22 protein-coding genes are annotated in these 22488 nt (G+C 75.8%); 3 read left to right on the top strand and 19 right to left on the bottom strand.

Annotated features, from left to right (window positions below):
- Nucleotides 1–4 precede the first annotated feature (4 nt).
- From ACFQ8Y_RS17205 to ACFQ8Y_RS17195, 3 genes are read right to left on the bottom strand one after another with little or no spacing between them, the layout of a single operon-like run.
- On the bottom strand, nt 5–1075 hold the full coding sequence (locus tag ACFQ8Y_RS17205) for an NADPH:quinone oxidoreductase family protein (protein WP_430563031.1): 1071 nt from the start codon (nt 1073–1075) through the stop codon (nt 5–7).
- A gap of 60 nt (nt 1076–1135) precedes the next feature.
- Nucleotides 1136–1720 (bottom strand): TetR/AcrR family transcriptional regulator, encoded by a 585-nt coding sequence (locus ACFQ8Y_RS17200; protein ID WP_430551795.1) that lies wholly within the window; start codon nt 1718–1720, stop codon nt 1136–1138.
- A gap of 11 nt (nt 1721–1731) precedes the next feature.
- A complete protein-coding gene (locus ACFQ8Y_RS17195) occupies nt 1732–2541 on the bottom strand; it encodes an SDR family oxidoreductase (RefSeq protein ID WP_430586242.1) in 810 nt (269 codons plus the stop codon).
- Between the two features lie 128 nt (nt 2542–2669).
- Here ACFQ8Y_RS17195 and ACFQ8Y_RS17190 point away from each other — a divergent pair, with 128 nt between their 5' ends.
- The 3 genes from ACFQ8Y_RS17190 (at nt 2670) to ACFQ8Y_RS17180 (ending at nt 5579) form a co-directional block, all read left to right on the top strand.
- Entirely contained in the window at nt 2670–3209 is a 540-nt protein-coding gene (locus tag ACFQ8Y_RS17190; RefSeq protein WP_430586241.1) for a YbhB/YbcL family Raf kinase inhibitor-like protein, read from the top strand.
- Nucleotides 3206–3802, top strand: coding sequence for a YbaK/EbsC family protein (locus ACFQ8Y_RS17185; RefSeq protein ID WP_430586240.1), 597 nt, complete (start codon nt 3206–3208; stop codon nt 3800–3802). Before ACFQ8Y_RS17190 ends, ACFQ8Y_RS17185 begins: the two co-directional genes overlap by 4 nt.
- 112 nt (nt 3803–3914) lie before the next feature.
- A complete protein-coding gene (locus tag ACFQ8Y_RS17180; RefSeq protein WP_430586239.1) occupies nt 3915–5579 on the top strand; it encodes a protein kinase in 1665 nt (554 codons plus the stop codon).
- Between the two features lie 25 nt (nt 5580–5604).
- On the opposite strand, the gene ACFQ8Y_RS17175 is transcribed toward ACFQ8Y_RS17180, so the two are convergent.
- From ACFQ8Y_RS17175 to ACFQ8Y_RS17100, 16 genes are all read right to left on the bottom strand, one after another.
- Nucleotides 5605–6249, bottom strand: coding sequence for a prepilin peptidase (locus ACFQ8Y_RS17175; RefSeq protein ID WP_430586238.1), 645 nt, complete (start codon nt 6247–6249; stop codon nt 5605–5607).
- A gap of 14 nt (nt 6250–6263) precedes the next feature.
- Complete coding sequence (locus tag ACFQ8Y_RS17170) at nt 6264–9446, bottom strand: LysM peptidoglycan-binding domain-containing protein (protein WP_430586237.1); 3183 nt, start codon at nt 9444–9446, stop codon at nt 6264–6266.
- The gene (locus ACFQ8Y_RS17165; RefSeq protein WP_430551788.1) at nt 9446–9907 is read right to left on the bottom strand and encodes a TadE/TadG family type IV pilus assembly protein; all 462 of its coding nucleotides are present in this window, start codon (nt 9905–9907) and stop codon (nt 9446–9448) included. The genes ACFQ8Y_RS17170 and ACFQ8Y_RS17165 overlap by 1 nt, the downstream gene beginning before the upstream one ends.
- A 3-nt stretch (nt 9908–9910) precedes the next feature.
- Nucleotides 9911–10360: a TadE/TadG family type IV pilus assembly protein gene (locus ACFQ8Y_RS17160; protein WP_430551787.1), complete on the bottom strand. Its 450-nt coding sequence runs from the start codon at nt 10358–10360 to the stop codon at nt 9911–9913.
- Complete coding sequence (locus ACFQ8Y_RS17155; RefSeq protein WP_430551786.1) at nt 10357–10752, bottom strand: TadE/TadG family type IV pilus assembly protein; 396 nt, start codon at nt 10750–10752, stop codon at nt 10357–10359. Before ACFQ8Y_RS17155 ends, ACFQ8Y_RS17160 begins: the two co-directional genes overlap by 4 nt.
- Before the next feature lie 17 nt (nt 10753–10769).
- A complete protein-coding gene (locus ACFQ8Y_RS17150) occupies nt 10770–10970 on the bottom strand; it encodes a hypothetical protein (RefSeq protein ID WP_430551785.1) in 201 nt (66 codons plus the stop codon).
- 53 nt (nt 10971–11023) lie between these two features.
- Complete coding sequence (locus ACFQ8Y_RS17145; RefSeq protein WP_430551784.1) at nt 11024–11935, bottom strand: hypothetical protein; 912 nt, start codon at nt 11933–11935, stop codon at nt 11024–11026.
- The gene (locus ACFQ8Y_RS17140) at nt 11932–12798 is read right to left on the bottom strand and encodes a type II secretion system F family protein (RefSeq protein WP_430551783.1); all 867 of its coding nucleotides are present in this window, start codon (nt 12796–12798) and stop codon (nt 11932–11934) included. The genes ACFQ8Y_RS17145 and ACFQ8Y_RS17140 overlap by 4 nt, the downstream gene beginning before the upstream one ends.
- Nucleotides 12795–14540 carry a CpaF family protein gene (locus tag ACFQ8Y_RS17135; RefSeq protein WP_430586236.1) on the bottom strand — a complete coding sequence of 582 codons (1746 nt, stop codon included), beginning with the start codon at nt 14538–14540 and terminating at the stop codon, nt 12795–12797. The genes ACFQ8Y_RS17140 and ACFQ8Y_RS17135 overlap by 4 nt, the downstream gene beginning before the upstream one ends.
- The gene (locus ACFQ8Y_RS17130) at nt 14537–15331 is read right to left on the bottom strand and encodes a hypothetical protein (RefSeq protein ID WP_430551781.1); all 795 of its coding nucleotides are present in this window, start codon (nt 15329–15331) and stop codon (nt 14537–14539) included. Before ACFQ8Y_RS17130 ends, ACFQ8Y_RS17135 begins: the two co-directional genes overlap by 4 nt.
- Nucleotides 15332–15338: 7 nt before the next feature.
- Complete coding sequence (locus tag ACFQ8Y_RS17125) at nt 15339–16022, bottom strand: SAF domain-containing protein (RefSeq protein ID WP_430586235.1); 684 nt, start codon at nt 16020–16022, stop codon at nt 15339–15341.
- Nucleotides 16023–16274: 252 nt separating this feature from the next.
- Complete coding sequence (locus tag ACFQ8Y_RS17120; protein WP_430586234.1) at nt 16275–17327, bottom strand: siderophore-interacting protein; 1053 nt, start codon at nt 17325–17327, stop codon at nt 16275–16277.
- A 74-nt stretch (nt 17328–17401) separates the two neighbouring features.
- Nucleotides 17402–18337 (bottom strand): universal stress protein, encoded by a 936-nt coding sequence (locus ACFQ8Y_RS17115; protein WP_430586233.1) that lies wholly within the window; start codon nt 18335–18337, stop codon nt 17402–17404.
- A 76-nt stretch (nt 18338–18413) separates the two neighbouring features.
- Nucleotides 18414–20510: an iron ABC transporter permease gene (locus ACFQ8Y_RS17110; protein WP_430586232.1), complete on the bottom strand. Its 2097-nt coding sequence runs from the start codon at nt 20508–20510 to the stop codon at nt 18414–18416.
- A 19-nt stretch (nt 20511–20529) separates the two neighbouring features.
- Nucleotides 20530–21516, bottom strand: a complete 987-nt coding sequence (locus ACFQ8Y_RS17105; protein WP_430551776.1) for an ABC transporter substrate-binding protein — start codon at nt 21514–21516, stop codon at nt 20530–20532.
- Nucleotides 21517–21622: 106 nt separating this feature from the next.
- Complete coding sequence (locus ACFQ8Y_RS17100; protein WP_430551866.1) at nt 21623–22438, bottom strand: ABC transporter ATP-binding protein; 816 nt, start codon at nt 22436–22438, stop codon at nt 21623–21625.
- Nucleotides 22439–22488: the final 50 nt, after the last annotated feature.

The following is a 22488-nucleotide window of genomic DNA, read 5'->3' as shown; positions in this document are numbered from 1 at the left end:
TCCGTCAGTCGGCGACGCGGACGACGAGACGGCCGGTCGTGGTGCCGCCGGCGAGGCGTTGCACGGCGGCGGGGGCGTCCTCGAAGGGCACGACGTCGGCGACGACGGGCCGCACGGCGCCCTCGGCGGCGAGGCGCGCGAGGGCGTCGTGCGCCGCGTCGACCAGCTCGGGGCGGCGCTGCTGGTAGAGCGCCCAGTGCAGGCCGAGCACGTCGTAGTTCTTCACGAGGGCGTGGTTGGCGCGCACCCGGGGGACGTCCCCGCTCGCGAAGCCGACGACGACGATCCGCCCCTCGAAGGCGATGCACCGCGTCGACTGCTCGAACGCCGTGCCCCCGACCGGGTCGACGACCACGTCGGCGCCCGCGCCACCGGTGAGCTCCTTGACCTGGGCGGCCAGGTCGGCGCCGCGCACGAGGACGTGGTGCGCGCCGGCGGCCGTCGCGACGGCCGCCTTCGCCGGGCTGCCCACGACGGCGATCACCCGGGCCCCCGCCGCGATCCCGAGCTGCACCGCCGCGGTCCCGACACCGCCGGCCGCGGCGTGCACCAGCAGGCGCTCCCCCGGCCGGATCCGGGCCTTGCGGTGCAGCGCGAACCACGCCGTCTGGTAGGCGATCGTCAGCGCGGCCGCCTCGGCGTCGCCCAGCCCCTCGGGTGCCGGGCGCACCGCGGCGGCGGGCAGCACCGCCAGCTCGGACAGCACACCGATGGCGGAGCCCACGACCCGCACGCCCGGCGCCAGGCCGCGATCGCCGGCCGCGACCCCCTCGCCGAGCGCCACGACGTCGCCGCACAGCTCGATGCCGGGCACGAACGGCGGCTCGGGCCGGACCTGGTACTCGCCGCGGGCCAGCAGGACGTCGGGGAAGTTCACCGCCACGGCGCGCACCCGGACGAGCACCTCCCCCTCCCCCGGCACGGGCGCGGGCACCTCGTCGAGCCGCAGCACCTCCGTGGGCTCGCCGGGGCCGGTCACCCGCCAGGCGCGCATCGTCGGCGCCGCCTCGCGGAGTCCCGGTCCGGCGGCCTTCGTGCGGGAGCGGGCGGGGGTCGTGCCGGGCAGCGTCGTCATCGTCGCTCTCGTCTCGTCGGTGTCGTGCCCGCCCGGTCGTCGGCGCCGCGGCAGGCGTGGTCAGGCCGCGGGGGTCCGGATCCCGCGCAGGAAGAGCTCGGTGAGCTGGTGGGCCACCTCGGACTTGGTCTCGGGGCCCTCGGGCGAGTACCAGTGCGACAGGTAGTGCACGTCGCTGAAGAAGTGCGCCACCAGCAGCGGCCGCGGCACGTCGGTGCGGAAGACGCCCTCGTCCTGGCCGCGGCGCAGGAGCCCCGCGAACTCGTCGTGGTACTCGCGCCGCCGCTGCGTGACCTCCTTGAGCCGCGGCTCGGTGAGCATGTGCATGCTGCGGAAGAAGACGGTGCCCTCCGGGAGGAAGTCGATCGACGTCTCGACGACGTCGACGCACACGGCCCGGACGACGTCCTCGACCGGCCCGCCCGCGGCGACGATCTCGTCGAGGTGGGCCTTCTGCAGCGCCAGCATGCGGTCGTAGACGGCGAACAGCAGGTCGTCCTTGGACTGGAAGTAGTGGTACATGGCGCCCTTGGTGACGCCCGCGGCCTCGACGATCTGCTGCACGCTGGTGGTGGCGTACCCCTGCGTGGCGAACAGGTCCAGGGCGGCCGCGGTGACCCGGTCGGCGACGTTCGTGCTCTTCATGCCCCCATCCTTCACCCGACGGGCGCGATGCTCGCGCCGCCGTCGATCCGGAGCGTCTGGCCGGTCACCCACGCCGCGTCGTCCGAGAGCAGGAAGGCGACCGGGCCGGCGACGTCGTCGGGCTCGCCGAGCCGCGCGAGGGGGTAGCGCTCGACCACACGCTCCTCGTGCCCCTCGTAGAGCGCGCGGGAGAACCGCGTCCTCACGACGGCCGGCGCGACGGCGTTGACCCGGATCGCGGGCGCCAGCTCCTGGGCGAGCTGCTGCGTGAGGTTGATGAGGGCGGCCTTGGACGCGCCGTAGAAGGCGATGTTCGGGCTGGACGACGTCCCGGAGATCGACGCGACGTTCACGACCGACCGGATCGGCCCGCCGGCGACGGCGTCGCGGGTCCACTCGAGCGCGGACACGACGTTGACCTCGAGGATCTTGCGCGCGACGCCCGGGTCCACCTCGAGCGCGGGCCCCCACGCCGGGTTGATGCCCGCGTTGTTGACGAGGTGGTCCAGGCGCCCGTGACGCGCGGCGACGTGGGCGAGGACGGCCCCGCGGTGCTCGGGGTCGTCCACGCGGCCCGCCACCCCCGAGGCGCGCTCGGGCCCGAGGGCCGCGACGGCCTCGTCGAGCGCCTCCTGCTTGCGCCCGGTGACGACGACCGCGCAGCCCTCGTCCACGAGGCGCCGGGCGACGGACAGCCCGATGCCCCGGCTGCCACCGGTGACCAGCGCGACCCTGCCGGTGAACCTGCCCGTGGACCTGCCCGTGGAGCTGCCCGTGGAGCTGCCCGTGGAGCTGCCCGTGGAGCTGTCGACCGAACCCACCATCGCCTCCTCGCGACCTCCGTCGACGACCGAACGTACCGTCCAGTCGGTTTGCGCGAGCACCGTACCACGGCGCGCCCGCGTTGCGTCCTGGCCAGCACCGCGGGCGGTCGGGCAGCATGACCCCCATGACTGGCCAGGACTTCGATCGACCGCTGCCCCCGGACCCGTACTCGCTGCTCCCCGTCCCCGCGACGTTCACGCTCAAGAGCGCCGACGTCACCGACGGCGAGCCGCTCGCCGTCGACTTCAGCGTCGACGGCGCCGACGAGTCGCCCCACCTCGCGTGGTCGGGCGCGCCGGCCGCGACGCGGTCGTTCGTGGTGAGCTGCTTCGACCCGGACGCCCCCACGCCGTCGGGCTACTGGCACTGGACCGCCGTCGACGTCCCCGCGGACGTGACCTCGGTGGAGCGCGGCGCGGGCGCCGTGGGCGGGGCAGCCCTCCCCGCCGGGGCGTTCCACGTGCCGAGCGACGGCGGGCGGCTCGGCTTCGAGGGCGCCGGCCCGCCGCCCGGCGACCACCCGCACCGCTACGTCTTCGCGGTGCACGCGCTCGACGTCCCGTCGCTCGGCCTGTCCGAGGCGAACAGCGCGGTGCACGTCGCGTTCAACGTCTACTTCCACGTCATCGCGCGCGCCACGCTCACGACGACCTTCCGCCGGTGAGCGGCGCGACGACGCCCGGGTCGCGACCGGGACTCCCGACGCTGGGCGACCTGACGTGGGCGCCCGCGCTCGACCGCCCCGACCTGCTCGCGCCGCCCGTCGCCGACGCGCTGCGCGCCTGGGCCGCGCGGGACGACCGCGTCGACAGGTCGGTCGCCGTCACCGAGATCGACCCCGACCACGCGGACACGGCCACGCTGAACGACCAGCACGGCCTGCCGCCCGAGGCCTCCGCCAACTGCGTCGTCGTCGCGGGCCGGCGCGGCGACGTCGAGCGGGTCGCCGCGTGCGTCGTCACCGCGGCCACGTTCGCCGACGTCAACACGCGCGTGCGCAAGCTGCTCGACGCCCGCAAGGCGTCGTTCCTGCCCACGGACCGCGCGACCAGCGAGTCCGGGATGGAGTACGGCGGCATCACCCCGGTGGGCCTGCCCGCCGGGTGGCGGGTGCTCGTCGACTCCCGTTTCGCCGCGCCGGGTGCGCTCGCGCTCATGGGCTCCGGGGTGCGGCGGTCCAAGCTGCTCATGCCCGGCGAGCTCCTCTGCGCGATGCCGGGCGTCGAGGTCGTCGACGGGCTCGGCGTCTCCCGGTGACCGCCCGCTGACGGCGTCTCAGATGCCGGTGCGTCGGATGCCTCGTTGGTAGGATCGCCAGCTGCCCCGGGCCGCACCGGAACGCCCTCGACCACACTCCTGGAGAGCTCCCTTGTCGCAGCACCGGACGGACGACGCGGCCCTGCCGGACGGCGTCCGGCCGCTGACCGCGGACGATCCCCAGGAGCTCGGCGGGCACCGTCTCCTGGGCCGGATCGGGCGCGGCGGCATGGGCATGGTCTACCTCGCCACGATGCGCAGCGGCCGGCGCCTGGCGATCAAGGTGATCCGCGACGAGTATGCCGAGGACCCCGAGTTCCGCGCCCGGTTCGAGCGCGAGATCACGGCGGCCCTCCGCGTGCGCGGCCCGTTCCTCGCGGCCCTCATCGACGCCGACCTCACGTCGGCGACGCCGTGGCTCGCCACCGAGTACGTCCCCGGCCCGACGCTCGCGCACCGCGTGACGCAGGGCGGCCCGCTGCAGGTGGCCGAGGTCCGCGCGCTCGTGGGCCACGTGGCCGAGGCCCTGTACGCCGTGCACCGCGCCGGCCTGGTGCACCGCGACGTCAAGCCGGACAACGTCCTCCTCGGCCCGGACGGCCCGTGCGTCATCGACCTCGGCATCGCCCTGACGGCCGACGCGACGGCGCTCACGCGCGCGGGGTCGCCGCTCGGCACCCCCGTCTTCATGGCGCCCGAGCAGGCCCGCGGCGAGGACGTCTCCCCCGCGACCGACGTCTGGGCGCTCGGCGGGGTGGCCCTCTTCGCCGCCACGGGGCACCGCCCGTTCGGTCAGGGGCGGCCGGACCTCATGTACTACCGGGTCGTCCACGAGGACCCGCAGCTGGAGGAGTGCCCGGAGGAGCTCCTGCCGTTCGTCCGGGCCTGCCTCGACAAGGACCCGGACCGACGGCCCCGCGTGCGCGAGATCCTCGACGCCCAGCCCGACCTGCCCGGGCCGGCCGCGCCGCCGACGTCGGCCGCGGCGGCCCCCGACCAGGGGGCCGTCGCCCCCGCCGCACCGCCCGCGCTCCCCGGGCCCGCCGAGACCGCGGCGCCGGCGGTGCCTGCCGTGCCTGCCGTGCCTGCCGTGGCCGACGTCCCCCTCGCGGCACCGGCTCCGGTCGTCGACGAGTGGTCCAGCACGGCGGACACGTTCGTCCCCGGCGGAGCCGCCCCGCAGCCGCCGGAGGAGCCCCCGGCCGCCCCGCCCGCCCGCCGCCGCGGCCTCGTCCTCGCCGTCGTCGCCGCCGTCGTGCTGGCCGGCGCCGCCACCGGGGCCGCCCTGCTCCTGCGGGACGACGAGGTGTCGCCGCCCGAGTCCCCCCGCGCGACGGCGGCCGAGGCCGCGATCGACACCTGCCTCGTCGGGCGGTGGACGCAGACGTCCATGAGCGACACCTGGGAGCAGCCCGAGCTCGGGGAGCCCGTCGACGTCACCGGGTGGGACGGGCGCGTGCTCGAGTTCCGCGCGGACGGCACGGAGATCGCCCGGTTCGACGACGCCGACCCGCTGCGCGGCACCCACTCGACCCTGGGCGAGATCGTCCAGACCTGGAGCGGCACCGCGACCTTCCACGTCACGACGACGGACGGCGTCCTGCACGTCGAGGACGTGGACTACTCCGACGTCACCGTCAAGGACGAGGTGGCCGGGACGGCGCAGAGCAGCCGGCCCGTGTCCGTGCCGGGCGCCGACGTCGACTACGAGTGCGACGACGCCACCATGACGCAGCACGGGGGCACCTACGAGGCGTCGTTCGACCGCCTGGGCTGAGGCGCCTCCCAGCTCGCCGTCGCCGTCAGGCGGGGACGAGGAGCGCCACCGCGACGCCCGCGACGAGCGCGGGGCCGTACGCGAGGTGGGCCTTGCGTCCCGCCCCGCGCGCCAGGAGCGCCACCGCCATGAGCGCCGCCACCACGCAGGTGGCGACCAGGGCCGTCACCACGCCCGACACGCCGAGCGGGCCGACGACCAGGCCGGTGACGACCGCGAGCTTGACGTCCCCCAGCCCCATGCTGAAGAACGCCATCACCGCGAACAGGATCCCGAGCACGAGCGCGCCGCCGAGCGCCCGGCCGAGGACGCCCCAGTCGCCGGCGACCACGGCGGGCACGGCGACCGCGAGCGCGACCGCCGGTCCCCACACGCGGGTCACGGCGTCCGGGACGCGGTGCACGTCCAGGTCGATCCACACGAGCACGGCCCCGCCGACCAGGTACACCCCGGCAGCGGCCGTGAGCGGCCACGGCTCGAACCCCGCGACCGCGCCGCCCGCGGCCGCCATCGGCACCACCGCCCACGTGCGCTCGAGACGGGAGCGCGGCTCGTCGGTGTCGTACCGGTACGTCCCCGTCCGCAGCCACCGCCACAGCACGACGCCGGCGAGCAGCCCGACGGCCGCCCCCACGAGGACCGCGGCCGGCGCGGGCGCGACCAGGGGCACGTCCGTCGGGGCGCTCAGAGCGCGCCGGCCATGAGGCCGTCGAACTCGGAGCCGGGATGCCGGAGCGCTGCGAGGAGCTGCGCCGTCCGCGGCGTCAGGTCGCCGCCGAGCGACTCGGTCGCGGTCAGCAGGCCCTGCACCGCGGCGGTCTCGGACGCCGCGTCACGGCTCTCGTGGGCGGCGAGCACCCGCAGACGCCACAGCGCCTCGTGCGTGGGCTCCGCACGCAGCCCGACGCCCACCGCCTGCTCCGCGGCGCGCCAACGTCCTTCGAGCACCCGCCGGCGGGCCGCCTCGCAGGCGACGTCTACGACGCGCGCCGACAGCCGCTGGCGGTCCGGCTCCGCCCAGGCGTACCGGCCGGGCCGAGCACCCGCGAACGGGGCGCCGCGCACCAGCTCCAGCGCCCGCTCCAGGTCCTCGGTGGCCGCGGAGGTCACGTCGTCGCCCACGACGGTCTCCCACGCCCGGACGTCGGAGCCCACGTCGTGCAGCGTGAGGCGGCCGCCCGACGCATCGCGGGGCAGCCGTTCCCCGCCGTCGGACGCCGGCCCGAGCCACCGTCGCAGCCGCGCGACGGCGGTGGACAGCGCGCCGGCGCGCGCCGCCTCGGCCAGGCCCGGCCAGAGCGCGGCACCCGCCTCCGCGGCGGTCGCTCCGGGGCGCAGGGCCAGGAAGGCCGCGAGCTCCTGCAGACGCGACCGCTCCGCCGGGTCGACGGGGCCGTTCGCGCCCTCCAGGGACACGGCGCCGAGCACGCGGACCCGCGGAGACGCCCCCGCCGGCTCGCGCGCCGCGACGTGCGTCGGGTCGCCGTCGGTGCCGTCGAGCTCGCCGTCCACCACGACGTCGTCGACCGGGACGATCGCCTCCACCTCGGCGAGCGACGGTTCCCGCACGTGCGTCGGGTCGCCGGCGGGCTCGGCGCTCGCCACCGCGACGAGCTCCCGCAGCTGCGCGAACCGCCCCGCGGCGAGCCGCTGCGGCCGGAGCTCCATGCCGGCGGGCGCGAGCTGCGCCCGCGCCGCCCCCGGCCCGACCTGGAGGCTCCAGCCGGGCTCGCCGCCGAGGGCCGCCGGCGCGGCGCCGTGCACGATGCTCGCGAGGGCGACGCGGGGGCTCTCGTCCACGAGGGCCGCGAGGCGGGCACGCTCGGGCTCGGGCACCGACGCGCCGAGCACGACGACCTCCGGGCTCCAGGTGTCGGGGGCGAGCCCGGCGGCGCGGGCCGCGCCGACGCTCGTCACGCCGGACAGCGCCAGGGCCCGGCGGTCCGCCTCCGCGCGCCGGCTCAGCTCCTGCCGCAGGGCGCCGACGTGGTCGTGCCGGCGGACACGACCGGTGCGCAGCGTCCCCTCCAGCTCGACGAGGGCGTCCGCGAGTCGGTCGCCCGGCGCGCCGACGAGGTTGACCTGCAGGTCGTCGGCCCAGGCGGAGGTGGCCAGCTCGACGACGAGCGCCGCCACGACCTCGCCGGCGTCCTGCGCGGCCCCCGTCACGGCGAGGGTCCCCACCGTCTCGAGGTTGAGCAGCACGTGGCACGGGCCCTCGTCGTGGCCGAGGGTCACGAGCGCCGGGTAGGGCGCGGGGACGGCGGCGAGACCACCGCCGTACGTCTCCTCGAGGCGACGCACGCCCGCGCGGTCGAGGGACCACACCGTGCCCGTCGGGTCCGCCGACCACGGGGCGGCGAGCTCGGCGGGGGCGGCGAGGTAGAGGTCGACCGCCGCCTCGCCGAGCCGGACGGCCCGCAGCACGGGCAGCGGGCGCCGGGCGTCCGCGCACTGGCGGGCCAGGGCCCGCAGGGCGAGGTCGACCCGCGCGACCGACAGCGGGTCGGCGAGCGAGCGCGAGTCCTGCTCGAACGCCGCGGCCTCCCCCGACGGCAGCGGCGTGCGCTGTCCGGGCAGCCGCCGCCGCTGCTGCTCCCGGCGACGGCGCGCGACCAGCGCGACGACGCCGGCGGCGAGCAGCGCGCCCAGGCCCGCCCCGCCCGCGACGCGCCACGGCGCCTGGACGCCCAGGTCCGCGTCCGGCGCGGGGGTGGCCGCCTCCTGCGCCGCAATCGTCGGGGCCGTGTCGGGAGCGGCCTCGGGAGCGGCCTCGTGGACGGCGTCGACGGCGGGCGCGGCGGCCGGCTCGACCGCCTCCACGGCCCGCTCCTCGACGGCCGACGCCGTCGTGGCGGACTCCCCGGCCCCCGGCACCTGGAGGGTCCAGCCCGGCAGGATCAGGTCGGGGTCGGTCAGGCGCGCGCCCCCCGGCTGCGCGACGTCGCGCGACGCCTCGAAGATCTCCGGGTACCGGTCCGCGTCACCCAGCTCCTGTGCCGCGATCTGCGAGAGGTTGTCGCCGGCCTCGACGACCACCGTGCCGGCCTTCCCGTCCTGCGCCGCCTCCGGTGCGCCGTTCTGCGCCTGCGGCGCGGGGACGGTCAGCACCCAGCCGGGCGTGAGGAAGTCGGGGCGGTCGGCGAGCGTGCCGGCGTTGAGCGCGACGATCTCGCGGAACCGCTGACCGTCGCCCAGGTAGTGCTCGGCCAGGGACCACAGCGAGTCGCCGTGCTCGACGGTGTGCTGGACGGTCCGCGCGGCCTCGTCGTGGTGCGCGGCCTGCTCGACCGGTGCCTGCTCGGCGGCGACCTGGGCCCGCGCCTCGCGGATGAGGTCGGACGAGATCGGGGCCGCCCCGGCCCCCTGCCCGGCGGACTGCGACGCCAGCGCGGCGTCGAGGGCCAGCTCGCCCACCCCGGCGCTCTGGCCGGGCACGGCCTGCTGCACGGAGACGACCGCGACGACGTCCTGCGGCGCCCCGGCCGAGCCGCCCTCCAGGGCCGTCGCCGTCGTCGCCACGGGCACCGTGGTGAAGAGCAGCAGCGCGGCCGCCACGAGCCCGCGGGCCGCGTTCTGCGGCAGCCGCAGGCCCACGAGCCGCGGGGCGCGCACCCCGCGGAGCTGCGCCACGAGCTCGACGACGATGCTCACCGCGAGGAACACCCACGCCACCCACGCCGCCGCCTGGAGCAGCAGCATGAGCAGGGAGCCGTCGTCCGGCGACGTGAGCATCGACAGGAGGGTGTCGGGCGAGAGCAGCCCGTCTTCGAGGGGGTTCGCCCCGACCGCCAGGAGCAGGTACGGCACCCCCACGGTGACGCCGACGAGGAGCAGCAGGGCCAGGAGCCCCTTGAGGCGGCGCATCACTGCTCCACCCCCTCGAAGGCCCGGACCACGCGCGCCTCGCCCTCGCCGGACACCGGCATCGCGCGGATCCCGATGATGCCCAGGAACTTGGGCTGGTAGGAGTCGGTGGTGTTCACGACCACCAGGTCACCGGCTACGGCGACGTTGGTGACCACGACCCCGGTCGTGCTGGCGTACGAGCGCGCGGCCGCCCCCGCCGCGGCAGGGTCGATCGAGACCCCCGTGCCGCGCAGCGCGTCCGACGCCACGACCGCCTGCCCGCCCGCCCGCGCCGCCTGCTGCGCGACGTCGCGCGCGTGCTGCTGGGCGAGCACCTGGCCCGAGAGGTCGACGGCCATCCCGACGACGACGATCATGACGAACGCGCCGAGCGCGAGCCAGATGGAGACCGAGCCACGCTCGGCGGTGCGGCTCGTGCGTCGCGCGCGGAGGCGCCGGGGGACGGTCCTGGCGGGCATGCTTCAGCGCTCCCGGTAGGTGTCGATCGGGCTGTCCATGGTCTTGGCGATCCGGATCGTCCCCGGGAGGCCGGGGACGGCGAGGTCGCCGACGCCGACGTCGCAGGTCACGGTCGCCGAGACGCTCGAGGCGACGCCGACGGCGTTCCCGAAGCCGTTCGTGTTCACCGCGACCTGCGGGGCGCAGTGCAGCCCCTTCTCGTCGAGGCTGCGCCGCGCGGCCGCGACGGCGCCGGCCTCCGCCTCCGCCTGGGTCCGCGCGATCGACGCGGACCGGGCGGCCTCGGTGGCGGCCGCCTCGACGGACTGGCCGGCGAGCGCCACGCGGCCGCCCGCGAACACCAGGCCCATGATCAGCAGGAAGGCGGGGACGCCGACCGCGGCCTCGATGGCCGCGGACCCGCGCTCGCCGTCCTGCATCCGACGGCGCAGGGCGCGCGCCAGCCGGGTCATCCGGTGAGCCTCTCGACGGGCAGGCTCGCGGACTGCGAGATCTCCGGGTTCCACAGGGGGACGATCGACTGGGCGCTCACGCGCACGGTGACCGTCACCTCGGTGGGCTCCGGCCGGACGGTGATCCCCCTGCCCGTCAGTCCGCCGCCGACGTCCGCCAGGTAGTCCGACGCCGCCGCCTCGCCCGCGCCCGCGGTGCCGTTCTCCGCCGCCGCCGCGCGCACGCCCTCCTGCGCGGCCGCGTACGCGACCGTGCGGGCCTGGTACCACAGCCCCGCCTGGATCCCCGCGAACATCAGGGTGAACAGGGCGGGCAGGAGGAAGACCATCTCGATGGTCGAGGACCCACGCTCGCGCGCCCCGCGGGCACGAGGCCCGCGGGGTCCCTGCACGTGCCTGGGCCGACGGGTCACTTGATCTTGGCCGACTCGCTGGTGACGTAGTTGGTGATGACGCCGACGACGATGGCGACGATCCCGATGACGGCCACGGCCCACAGGACCTTCTCGATGGTCTCCGAGCCGGTCTCGGGCTCGGTGGCGAGCTTGGTGCGGGCGCGGTCGGCGACGTTGACGCCGAAGGTGTGCAGGGTGGCGATGAGCTGGAGCATGGGTGTTCCTATCCGGGGAGGGAGGTGGTCGAGAGCACGTCGACGAGAGGGCGTCAGATGCCTCCCATCACGTTGAGGAGCGCCGGGGTCACGAGGATCACCATGAATACCACGCCCAGCAGCGACATGGGCATGTTGATCCGCTCGCTCACGGCGTTCGCCTTGCCGCGCTCCGCGTTGAGCATGGCCGCCCGCATGGCGGCGGACCGGGCACGCAGGTTGTCGTACACCTGCGAGCCCTCGCCGCTCATCCGCATCACGTCGGCCAGGTCGTCCAGCTCGGGCAGGCCGAGCTCGTCCGCCAGGTTCTGCAGGGCGTCCCACGGGGCGACGCCGTTCCAGCGGGAGCGCTGGAGCTCCTCGCCGATGCGGCGGAACACCCACGAGTCGCCGATCTCGGCGGCGCTCTCCATCGACTGCCGGGAGCCGGCGCCGGAGAGCCGCTCGAGCGCGACCAGGTCGATGTAGGCGCTCAGGGCGCGCGCGAAGTCCGTGCGGGCGTGCTTCGCCTCGGTCCGCACGTCGATGTCCGGCGACACGAACAGCACGACGCCGAGCCCGAGCGACGCGACGGCCGGGATCGTGAACGGCAGGGCGGGCCCGCCCGCGACGGCCAGCATGAGTGTCAGCACGGGCGGGATGACGAGGCCGACGACGCCGTACAGCACCTTCTTGCCGTAGTAGCGGTGCACCGGGATGCGCAGGAGCGCGAGCTCCTTGGTCGGCGTCCTGCCCCAGGCCGCGGCGGGGAACCGCTTGATCGCCCACACGCCGACGCGCTCGTAGCGGTCGCCCGCCACGAGGTCCGTCTGCAGGGTGGCGCGTTCCTTCGCCGCCTCCTGCGAGTAGCGGCGCACGACGTCCGTGACGTCCGGGCGGCTCGGGGCCAGGCGCCACACGAGCAGCCCGATGCCGAGGCCCACCAGCGCGCCGCCCAGCAGCGCGATCTGCAGCCCGGTGGTCATGACCGCGCCCCCTCACGGGCGCGCTCGCCCATGAACCGCGGCAGCGCCTCGCCCTTGGACATCCGCCGCATCATGACGAGCAGGCCGACGTACGCGGCGAGGTAGGCCGTGATGAGGACCTGCCCCAGCGGCGAGGAGTACGGGGCGATGTAGTCGCCCGTGAAGGCCAGCACGAGGAGCACGCCTGCGGTGATGATGGTGACCCAGCGCGCGGTGGCGCGGGGCTTGGCACGCTCCGCCTCGATCTCGCGGCGCGCGCGCACGTCGTCGGCCACCGACTGCGCCAACGACTCCAGCACGGACGCCAGACCGGCGCCGCGGCGGCCCGCGCCGAGGATGAGGGTGGCCGCCACGACGTCGCCCGTCGCGTCGTCGAGCTCGTCGCCGAACGCCCGCACCGCCGCGACGGTGCCCCAGCGGGCGCGCAGGCGGGCCACGAGGTTGGTCACCTCGGGCCGGATCTCCTCGGGCGCCGACCGCAGCGACATGCGGATGGCCTCCTCGAGGCCGACGCCCACGGTGAGCACGCCCGCCAGGCTGCGGGTCCACTCCTCGAGCGCCTCGAGCCGGCGGATGGTCTGGCCCGAGCTGCCGGCGCTGAGCAGCACCGGCAGCCCGATGCCGGCGACCGGGCCGAGCACGACGGCCACGATCCACCCCGTGATCGCGTAGACCACGATGCCGCCGACCAGGCCCGCGGCCGCGAGGATCTTCGTCTGCCGGTCCACCGCGGCGAGCCTGCCGGCCAGGCGTTGACGGCGCGGCGCGGCGTCGTCGACCGGCACGCGACGCACGCCCACCACGACGCCGATCACACCGGCGACGAGGAGCGCGCCGCCGAGGGCGGGCAGCAGGGCCGTCATCGCAGGCCACCCTGCTGGGCGCCCTCGACCAGGTAGGACGTGAGGTCGAAGCCGAATCGCTCGAGGTCGCGCAGCTCCTCCGGCATCGTGCCCGGGACGGCGGGCCCGCCCTGCGGGTTCGGCGTGAAGACGTGCGTCGTCGCGTACCCGACCGCCTCCTCGCCCGGGGCGATGTGCACGATCTCCGACACCCACCGGTCGCGCTGCCAGCGGGTCCCCGTCGCGTCGAGGGGGCGGGTCTGCAGCCCGACCTGGACGACGAGGTCGACGGTCTCGGCGAGCTTCGACGTCGCCAGCTCGCGTGTGACGTGCGGGCCGGCCTCCATGGCACAGGTGACGAGCTTGCGGATCGCGCCCGAGCCGTTCGCGGCGTGGGTCGTGGAGATGGAGCCGGCGCCCGACTCCATCGCCTTGATCATCGCCCAGACCTCCTTGCCGCGGACCTCACCGACGATCTGCCGCGACAGGTTGAACCGGAACGAGTTGTAGATGGCCTCGTCGAGCGTGAACTCGCCCGCCTGGCGCCCGTCGGCGCCGATCTCGCCGGAGCCGGGGCGTGCCTCCCAGGCGTGGACCACGTCGTGCACCTCGGGCAGCTCGTGCAGGTGGAGCTCGAACTCGGTCTCGAAGGTGCCGATCTGCTCGTACCGCGGGATCTCCGCGCACAGCGCGCGCACGATCGTCGTCTTGCCGGCGCCCTGCGGCCCCGCGACGACGATCGACTTCTTCGCCCGGACGGCGGCACGCAGGAACGACGCCTGCACGGCCGACATCATCCCGAGCTCCACCAGCCGGTCGAGCCCGACCTTGCGCATCCGGTGCCGGCGGATCACGACCGACGTGTTCGCCGTGACCCACGACGCGGCCGCCAGACGGGAGCCGTCGTCGAGCCGCATGTGCAGGTGCGGGCTGGCCGGGGAGAAGCTGCGCGCGTTGGAGTCGGAGCGGGTCGCGATGAACGCGAGGTTCTCGCGCAGCTCCTGGTCGGAGTCCGCGACGGGCTCGACCTTCACGAGCTCGCCGGTGGTCTTCTCGACCCAGGCGTTGTCGTGCGGGCTGATGATGATGTTCTCGACGTCGTCCGCGTCGACCAGCGGCTGCAGCCGCCCGAGCCCGAACAGCGAGTCGTGGATCGCCTTGGCGAGCACGCGCTGGTGCTCGATGCTCCACGCCGCCCGCCCGTCGTGCAGGAGGTCCGCGGCGGCGTCGTCCAGGATCTCCTGGATGATCGCGCGCCCGAGCTCCCGCTCGGCCTCGAGGTCCTTGCCGCGGTCCTCGCCGAGCCGCTCGGCCAGCCGCGTCGAGGCCAGCCCGCGGAACTCCGCGACCTGCTTCCAGTCGACGCCCCTGGGCTGGGCGAGGAAGTCCGCCCGCCCGGTCGCACGGGTCGCGTCGTGGGCCGTCCCCTGGGTCGGCGTCTGGGGCGGCATCTGGGGCGGCATCTGGGGCGGCACGGTGCCGTTCGCCGGCATCGCACGCTGGGGTGCGACGGGGGCGGGGTGCCCGCCGGCCGGCCACGAGGACGGGACCGGTGCGGGCGGGGCGACGGGCGGGGCGACGGGCACGGTCGGCGGGTGCGGCACGACGGGGGCGGCGGCGGGCCCGCGAGGGGTGGTCGACTCGTCGATCGGCCCGGCCAGCGCGTGCGCGGGGCGGCGCACCACGGTCTGCTCCGGGTCGTCCGACGTCGGGTACGCGGTGAAGATCGGCAGCGAGCTGGGGTCCGGCGGCGGCGTGCTCACAGGGCGCTCCTCTCCGCGCCGAGGTCGAGCTGCTGGCGCGACCGGGTCACGCGCGAGCCGATGCTCTGCACGGCGGCGCGCACGGACTTGTTGAGGCCGGAGGTCGAGAACTTCTTGGGGCGCTTGGCCCCCAGCGAGTACACCTCGGCCGAGGCCGGGTCCCAGTCGAGGCCCGCGACGACCGGCACCTGCAGCACCTTGGCGACCTCTCCGCTGCCGTACGGCCTGCCGGGCCCGACGACGAGCGCGCCCAGGCTCTCGATCGCGCCGACGCCGGTGAACGCGTCGCGCAGGCTGTGCGCCCACGAGCTCGCGGCGACGAGGGCGGGCAACGAGCTGTGCGTCGTGAGCAGGGCCAGGTCCGCATGCGTGAGCAGCTTGGCCGGGGAGCCGACGAGGCCGAGGCGGCCGGCGTCGACGATCACGTCCTGGCCGTTGCTCTCCAGCGACCTGAAGACCGCCGACAGCGGCTCCCAGAGCTCGTCGAGCGCGCGCGACTGGAGGTGGTTCATGGCCCCGGCGAGGTACTGCACCTGGCTGTCGGGGAAGCTCATCAGCGCCCGCGGCAGGTCCTCGGCGAGGGTGCCCTGCCGATGCGAGACCGCCAGGTCCACGACGGTCGCGTCGGTGGGCATCTGGGCGCCGCCGAAGTAGCCGGCGGGCACGGCGCGCGCGCCGGTGGGGTCGGCGTCCACGAGGACGACGGGGCGGGGCCAGGACAGCGCCAGCGCCAGCGCGCTGGTGGTCACCCCGGGCGACCCGTTGGCGGACGTCAGGACGATCAGTGCCATGGGCCCGTCACTCCTGGCTGTCGACGACGATCGCGGCGCTGCCCTCGGCGGACGCCGACGCGACCTGCGGCGCGTCGTCCGCGGAGACCTGCACGTTGACCAGCGTGTTGCCGGTGACGGTGTCGGTCGTGACGCCGACGACGACGCCCTCGACGGCCGCGGGCTCCGCGGCGTCGCCGCCGCCCGCGGTGGTGGACACGATCCGTACGTCGTCGCCCGACCGCACCTGGCCGGCGGGCAGCATGGCGGCCGTGACGCTCACGCCCACCACCGAGTTCCCCGCGGACGGCACGGCCGCGTCGGTCACCTGCTCCGCGGTGACGACGCCCCCGGCGACGATGTCGAGCGCCGCGTACTTGCCCACGACGGCCTCGGAGCTGCTCGCCGGCACCGCCTGCAGCGCGGGGTCCATCCCGATCCGCACGGTGACGAGGTCGTCGGCGTCGATGACCTGCCCGCGGTGGATCGTCTCGCGGACGGTGAGCACCTCCTGGCTGTTCGACATGGACTGGAAGGCGAACGCGCTCACGAGGGCGCCCACGCACACGAGCACGACGGAGAGCGCGATGAGCGCGGGGCGCCGACGCATCTTCGGCGGAGGCGCGATCTGACCCGCCGGTGCGCCGGACGGGTCCGCGCTCCCTTGGCTGCGCGCCCGGGTGTTCTCCGGCACAGGCGTCGTCGTCGTCATGTCGTGAGGGCCTCTCGGTGCGGGTCAGAGCACGGCGTGCTCGACGGCGGCGTCGTCTCGCCACCGTGAGGAGTTCGGTGAGGTCGTCAGGCTCGGCCAGAGCATGCCAGCCGGATCGCACCCTCTAGATACCACGCCACCGCGATTGACCCAGCACATCGTCCGCCTCGCGAGACAAGACAGTACGTCTCGCGGACTGAGAATTTCGCGCTTATCGGACATCCCGCCGAAACGCGGCCGGCAGGTGCCGGATCAGCACTCCGCGCGGCCGCGGCGCCAGTAGCCCATGAAGGCGACGGCCTTGCGGTCGACGCCCTTCTCGGAGACGAGGTAGCGGCGCAGCGTCTTGATCGATCCGGCCTCGCCGGCGAGCCACGCGTAGAGCACCGTGTCCTGCGCGAGCGGCTGGCCGGTCGCGTCGACGGGCACCTCCCAGAGGATGTCCGCGTCGATGTCGACGTCGGGCAGCTCGCCGTCCAGGTCGACGCCCGCGGCGGTCAGTGCCGGGCCATCGACCTCCGCGGCCAGCAGCTCGGGAGCGGCCGGCGCGTCCGCCGACGGGCGCACGCCCATGGCGAGCAGCCGGTCCGCGGCCTCCTTCACGGCGGGCACGAGCACGTCGCCGTGCTCCCGGTCCTCGCGCGGCAGCCACGAGATCCGCACGCCGGCGGGCGCGGCCAGGGTCCAGCGGTCCTCGCGGTGCGGCACCTCGAGGAAGACCTCGCCGACGGCGTCCGCCGGCAGGGACTCGCAGATCGCGGCGATCGCCGGGACGGCGGTCTCGTCGCCGGCGAGGAGCAGGGCGTGGCTGCGGGCGGGCGGGTTGAACTCGAGCCCGCCGTGCGGCCCGTCCGTGTACGCGGCGTTGGGGCCCATGATGACGAGCGGGGCGCCCGGCTTCGCGCCGTTGGCCCAGCGGGACGCGGGCCCGGTGTCGCCGTGCAGCACGATGTCGACGTCGACCTCGCGCAGGCCCTGCCGGACCGCGCGCACGGTGTAGGTGCGCAGCGGGTTGCGACGCTCCTCGGGCAGCGCGCGCCACGACGTGAACCAGTCCGGGTTCTGCCGGTCGAGGTACTCCCAGCCGCCGCAGGGCGCGGGGAGCAGGAACTTGATCCGCTGGTCCTTGCCGTTGTCGGCGAACCCGTCGAGGTCCTCGCCGGTGAACGTGATGCGGATGAACGACGGGCAGAGCCGGGTGACGCGCGAGACGGTGACGTCGAACATGCGGTACGGCTGCTCGGGGACGACGTCCTGCACGGCGGTCTGGTCGGCGCGCTCGGTCGCCTCGACGGTCTCGGTCACGGTGGTAAGCCTAACCTCACCTCGCCCGGGGTCCGCAACCCCGGGTGACCGTCGTCACACGGCCGCGTCCGACGCTACGTCGCCGCCTCCACCGCGCCGGACGCACGCACGACGACGACCGGGCAGGCGGACGTCCGCACCAGGGTGTGTGTCGCGGAACCGAGCAGCAGCGACGCGAAGCCGCCGCGCCCCCGGGTGCCCAGCAGCAGCCGCTCGGCACCCTCCGCCTCGCGGTGCAGCACGCGCACCACCTGCCCCTCGCGCGTCTCGCCGAGCACCTCGAGCGCACCCTCGGACGCGCCGCGCTCCCGCAGCCGCTCCTCGACCCGGGCCAGGCCGCGCTGCAGCACCGGCCCGGCGTCGGCCTCGGTGATGTCGTGGGCCTCGTGCTCGGTGGGGCCGCGCGACGTCACCCACTCCGCCACCCCGGGCCGCCACACCACGACGACGCGGAGCGCGCGCCCCAGCCGCCACGCGGTGTCGACGGCGGCGTCGAGGGCCACGCCGGACTGCTCGGAGCCGTCGTAGCCGACGACGACGGGGGCGTCCGGCGGCAGGTCGGCCCGCGGGCCCTCGGCGGGCACGACCACCACGGGGCAGTGGGCGTGCGCCGTCACCTGCAGCACGACGGTGCCCCGGATCGCCTCGTACAGGCCGCCGTGCCGGGTGGCGCCCAGCACGAGAGCCCCGGCGTCGGCCGACATGCCCACGAGCGCCGCGGACGGGGAGGCGTACTCCACGAAGGTCTCGACGGTCGCGCCGGGGGCGATGTCGCGGGCCCGGGCGGCCGCCTCCTCGACGACGGGCCACGCCCCGCCGTCCCCCCGCTCCCCCAGGTCGTCGCCGTGCGGGCGCGCGGCCACCCCCGTGTCGTGGGCGTCGCGCACGTAGACGACGCGCAGGACGGCGCCGCGCGTGCGCGCCTCCCGCGCCGCCCAGGCGAGGGCGACGTCGGCAGGGTCCGACGCGTCGTAACCGATCACCACCGGAGCGGCGCCGTGCTCGTCCACCCCGCCATCGTCCCTCGCCGCGGCCCCGCTCGAAAGCGTGGGTCCGCTCGAAAGCGTGGGTCCGCTCGAGGGACCGTCAGGCCGTCGCGCGTCCCCGCGAGCGCCAGAGCAGGTAGACGAAGTACGGCGCCCCCAGCAGCGCCGTCCCGAGACCCGCGGGGATCTGCCCCGGCGCGATGACGACGCGGCCGAGCGTGTCCGCCGTGGACACCAGCACGGCCCCGACGAGGATCGCCACCGGCAGCACCCGCGCGTGCCGGGCGCCGACCAGCGCGCGGGCCGCGTGCGGGGCGACGAGCCCGACGAAGCCGATGACGCCCACGGCGCACACGGCGGCTGCCGTGGTCAGCGCGGCGGCCCCGAGCAGCACCAGCCGCGAGCGGTCCACGGGGAGGCCGAGGACGCGCGGGGTGTCCTCGTCGAGCGACAGCACGTCGAGCTCGCGGCGGTAGGTCGCGGCGAGCGGCACCATGACGAGCAGCGCGAGGGCGACGGGAAGGAGCTGTTCCAGGCTGCGCCCGTACGTCGAGCCCGACAGCCACGTGAGCGCGAGGTTGACGTCCCACGGCGCGATGACGAGGACGACGAGAGTGATGAGCGCCGTCGTGCCCGCCTGCGCGCCGATACCGACGAGCACCAGACGCTCGGAGCCCAGCCCGCCGCGCGACGACAGCAGGTACACGAGGGCGAACACGCCGAGCGCGCACGCGCCCGCCGCCGCGGACATCTGCCAGATGCCGACCCCGGGCACGAGCAGGATCATCAGCACGGCGCCGAGGCCCGCGCCCGACGTCACGCCGAGCAGGCTCGGCTCGGCGAGCGGGTTGCGGCACACGGCCTGCACGATCGTGCCCGCGAGCGCCAGCGCCGCTCCCGCCAGCACGGCGGCGAGCACGCGCGGCACGCGCTGGTCGAGCACGAAGCTCACCTGCCGCCCGGCCACCCCCTGCACCCAGTTCGACACGTCGCCCAGCAGCACGACCCGGTCGCCGAGGAGCAGGCCGGCGACCACGGCCACCACGAGGGCGATGCCGAGCAGCACCAGGACCGCGACCACCCGCGCGCGCGAACGGGGCCGGCCGAGGGCACCCCGGGCGCCGCGCGCCCCGGCACCCGAGTCGCGCAGGCGCCGCGCCATCCACACGAGGATGCCGGCACCGAGCACGCTGGTCACGACGCCGGTCGGCACCACGACCGACGCCTGACCGGGCAGGATCGCGCGCAGCAGCACGTCCGCGCCGAGCACCACGACGACGCCCACGAGGGCGGCGAACGGCAGGAGCAGCACGTGCCGGCCGAGGCCGGGCACCTTGCGCCCCACGAGCCGGGCGATGACGGGAGCCGCGAGGCCCACGAAGCCGATGGGTCCGGCCACGGTGACCGCGATCGCGGCGAGCAGCACGGCGGCCAGGACGGCGAGCACGCGCGTGCGGCGCACGTCGATGCCGAGCACGCGTGCGGCGTCGTCCCCCAGGCCCAGGAGGTCGAGCCGGCGGGCCAGCAGCAAGGCGGCGGCGACGCCGACCAGGACGACGGGGGCCGCCATGCTCACCGTGCGCGTGCCGGACTGCACGATGCTGCCGCTGCCCCACGCGAACAGGCCGGTGGTCTCCTGCTCGAAGAGCACGAGCAGCACCATCGTCAGGGAGTGCAGCGCGAGCATGATGGCCGAGCCCGCCAGCACCAGGCGGGTGGGCCCGTCGGCCCCGCCGCGCGCGAGGGCGAGCACGAGCGCCGCGGCGGCCAGGCCGCCGACGAACGCGAGCCCGCCCTGCAGGTAGAACGGCACGGACAGGCCGAGGGCGGCCGCCGCGACGACCGTGACGTACGCGCCCGCGTTGACCGCCAGCGTGTCGGGCGACGCGAGCGGGTTGCGCGCCACGGACTGCAGCACCGCACCGGCCACGCCGAGCGCGACGCCGACGAGCAGCCCCGCCAGGAGGCGTGGCAGCCGGGACGAGACGAGCACGGCTACCGTGCCGTCGGCGTCGGACCCGACGAGGGCGCGCAGCACGTCGGGCACCCCGACGTCCGCCGTGCCCTGCGTGAGGTGCACCGCGGCCAGGACGAGCACCGCGACGACGGCGAGGACGAACGCCGCCACGACACGGACGGGTGCCGCCCGCCGCCCCGGCGCGGTGGCGGGGGCGGCGGACGGCGGCGAGTCGGTCACGGACACGTGCTGCGGGCGATCAGGCGAGCGAGTCGACGAGCGCGTCGATGTACGCGGCGCCCGACAGCGGGCCGCCGAACATCCAGATGCCGTCGGGGATGCGGTGCACGTCGCCGGCCGTCACGAACGGCAGCTGCTCCCACACCTTGTTGCCCTTCAGCCCGTCGGCGAACGGGTCGGCCTCGGCGTCGTTCGCCGCGTAGACGAACTGCACGTCGCCGAGCTTCGTCAGGCCCTCGACGTCGGTCTGCGCGAGGCCGTAGTCGGGGTCGCCGCCCTCGGTCCAGGCGTTCTCGAGGCCGACGGCCTCGCCGAGCGCGCCGAAGAAGGACCCCGGCGTGTACATGCGCACGGAGACGGTGCCGTTGGCGATCCAGCCGTCGGCCATCGCGAACTCGGCGCCGCCGAGGTCCGCCTCCTCGAGCGCGGTCCTGCCCTCGGCGACCTTGGCGTCGAAGTCCGCCAGCGCCTGGGTCGCCTCGTCCTGCTTGCCGGTGACCTCCCCGAGGGTGGTCACCGTCTCCTTCATGTAGCCGAGCGGGTCCTCGCCGTCGGAGCCGCGCAACGTCAGGACGGGCGCGACCTCCTCGATCTGCGCGATGACGTTCTCGGGGATGTCGGTGGTCGTGACCACGAGGTCCGGCTCGAGCGCCGAGATGGCGTCCAGGCTCGGCTCCCCGCGCGTGCCGACGTCGGGCGTGCCCTCGTCGATCGGCGCGACCGTGTCCCAAGTGTTGTACCCCTCGACGTCCGCCTGGCCCGCCGGCTCGACCCCGAGCGCCACGAGGTTCTCCGTGAGGCCCCACTCGAGAGAGACGACCTCGGTGGCGGGGGCGTCGAGCGTGTGCTCGCCACGCTCGTCCGTGTAGGTGACGGGGCCGCTCGCGGCCGACGACTCGGGCGCCGCCGCCTCGGCGGGGTCCTCCGTGGTGCCGCACGCGGCGAGGGCGAGCGCGGCCACGGCGGCGGTGGCGCCGACGAGCAGGGGGCGGGTGGGGATGCGCATGGGTGTCTCGGTGTCCTTCGAGTCGGTGCGCCGCGGGAGCGGGCGCGACGGTGCCGGGCGGGGGCGCCGGCGAGTGGTGGTGGTCCGGTGGTCCGGTCGCGCGAGGTCAGACGCCGCGCGCGTCGTGCCGGCCGACGGCCTCGCAGCGGGTGCGGCCGGTGTCCGGGTGCGTGGTGACCTCGACGCGGATGCCGTACACCTCGGTGAGCAGCTCGCTGGTGAGCACCCGGGCGGCGGGGCCGGACGCCCGCACCTCGCCGCGGTGCAGCACGACGACGTGGTCCGCGACGGCGGCGGCCTGGTTGAGGTCGTGCAGCACCACGCCGACGGCGACGCCGTGCTCGGTGGCGAGGTCGCGCACCAGGTCGAGCAGCTCCACCTGGTAGCGCAGGTCGAGGTAGGTCGTGGGCTCGTCAAGGAGCAGCACGCCGGTGTCCTGCGCGAGGCAGGTCGCGAGCCACACGCGCTGCAGCTCGCCGCCGGAGAGCTCGTCGACGCCCCGCTCCGCCATCTCGGCGACGCCGGTGACGTCCATGGCGTGCGCGATCGCGCGCGGCCCGTCCGCGTCCGCGGAACGGAAGCGCCCACGGTACGGGTGCCGGCCGTACGCGACGACGTCGCGCACGGTCACGCCGCTCGGCGTCGGATGGCTCTGCGACAGCAGCGTGACGCGGCGGGCGAAGTCCTTGGGGTGCAGGGCGAGCGCGTCGGTGGCGCCCTCCCCGTCAGCGGCGTCGCCGTCGGCGAGCGTGACGGAGCCCGCGTCCGGGCGGTGCAGGCGCGCGAGCGAGCGCAGCAGCGTCGACTTGCCGGAGCCGTTGGGCCCGAGCAGCGCGGTCACCGCGCCGGGCCGCAGCTCGATCTCCGCGCCGTCGACGACGGTGCGGCGGTCGTACGACAGCCGCAGGCCGCGCCCCGCCATCGCGACGGCGGGACGGGACTCGACCGCGGGGGGCGCCGAGGGCACCAAGG

The organism is Isoptericola sp. NPDC056605 (assembly GCF_042792795.1).
In the GTDB taxonomy this organism is placed as follows: Bacteria; Actinomycetota; Actinomycetes; order Actinomycetales; family Cellulomonadaceae; genus Isoptericola.
This window is presented reverse-complemented; position numbering and strand designations above follow the sequence as displayed.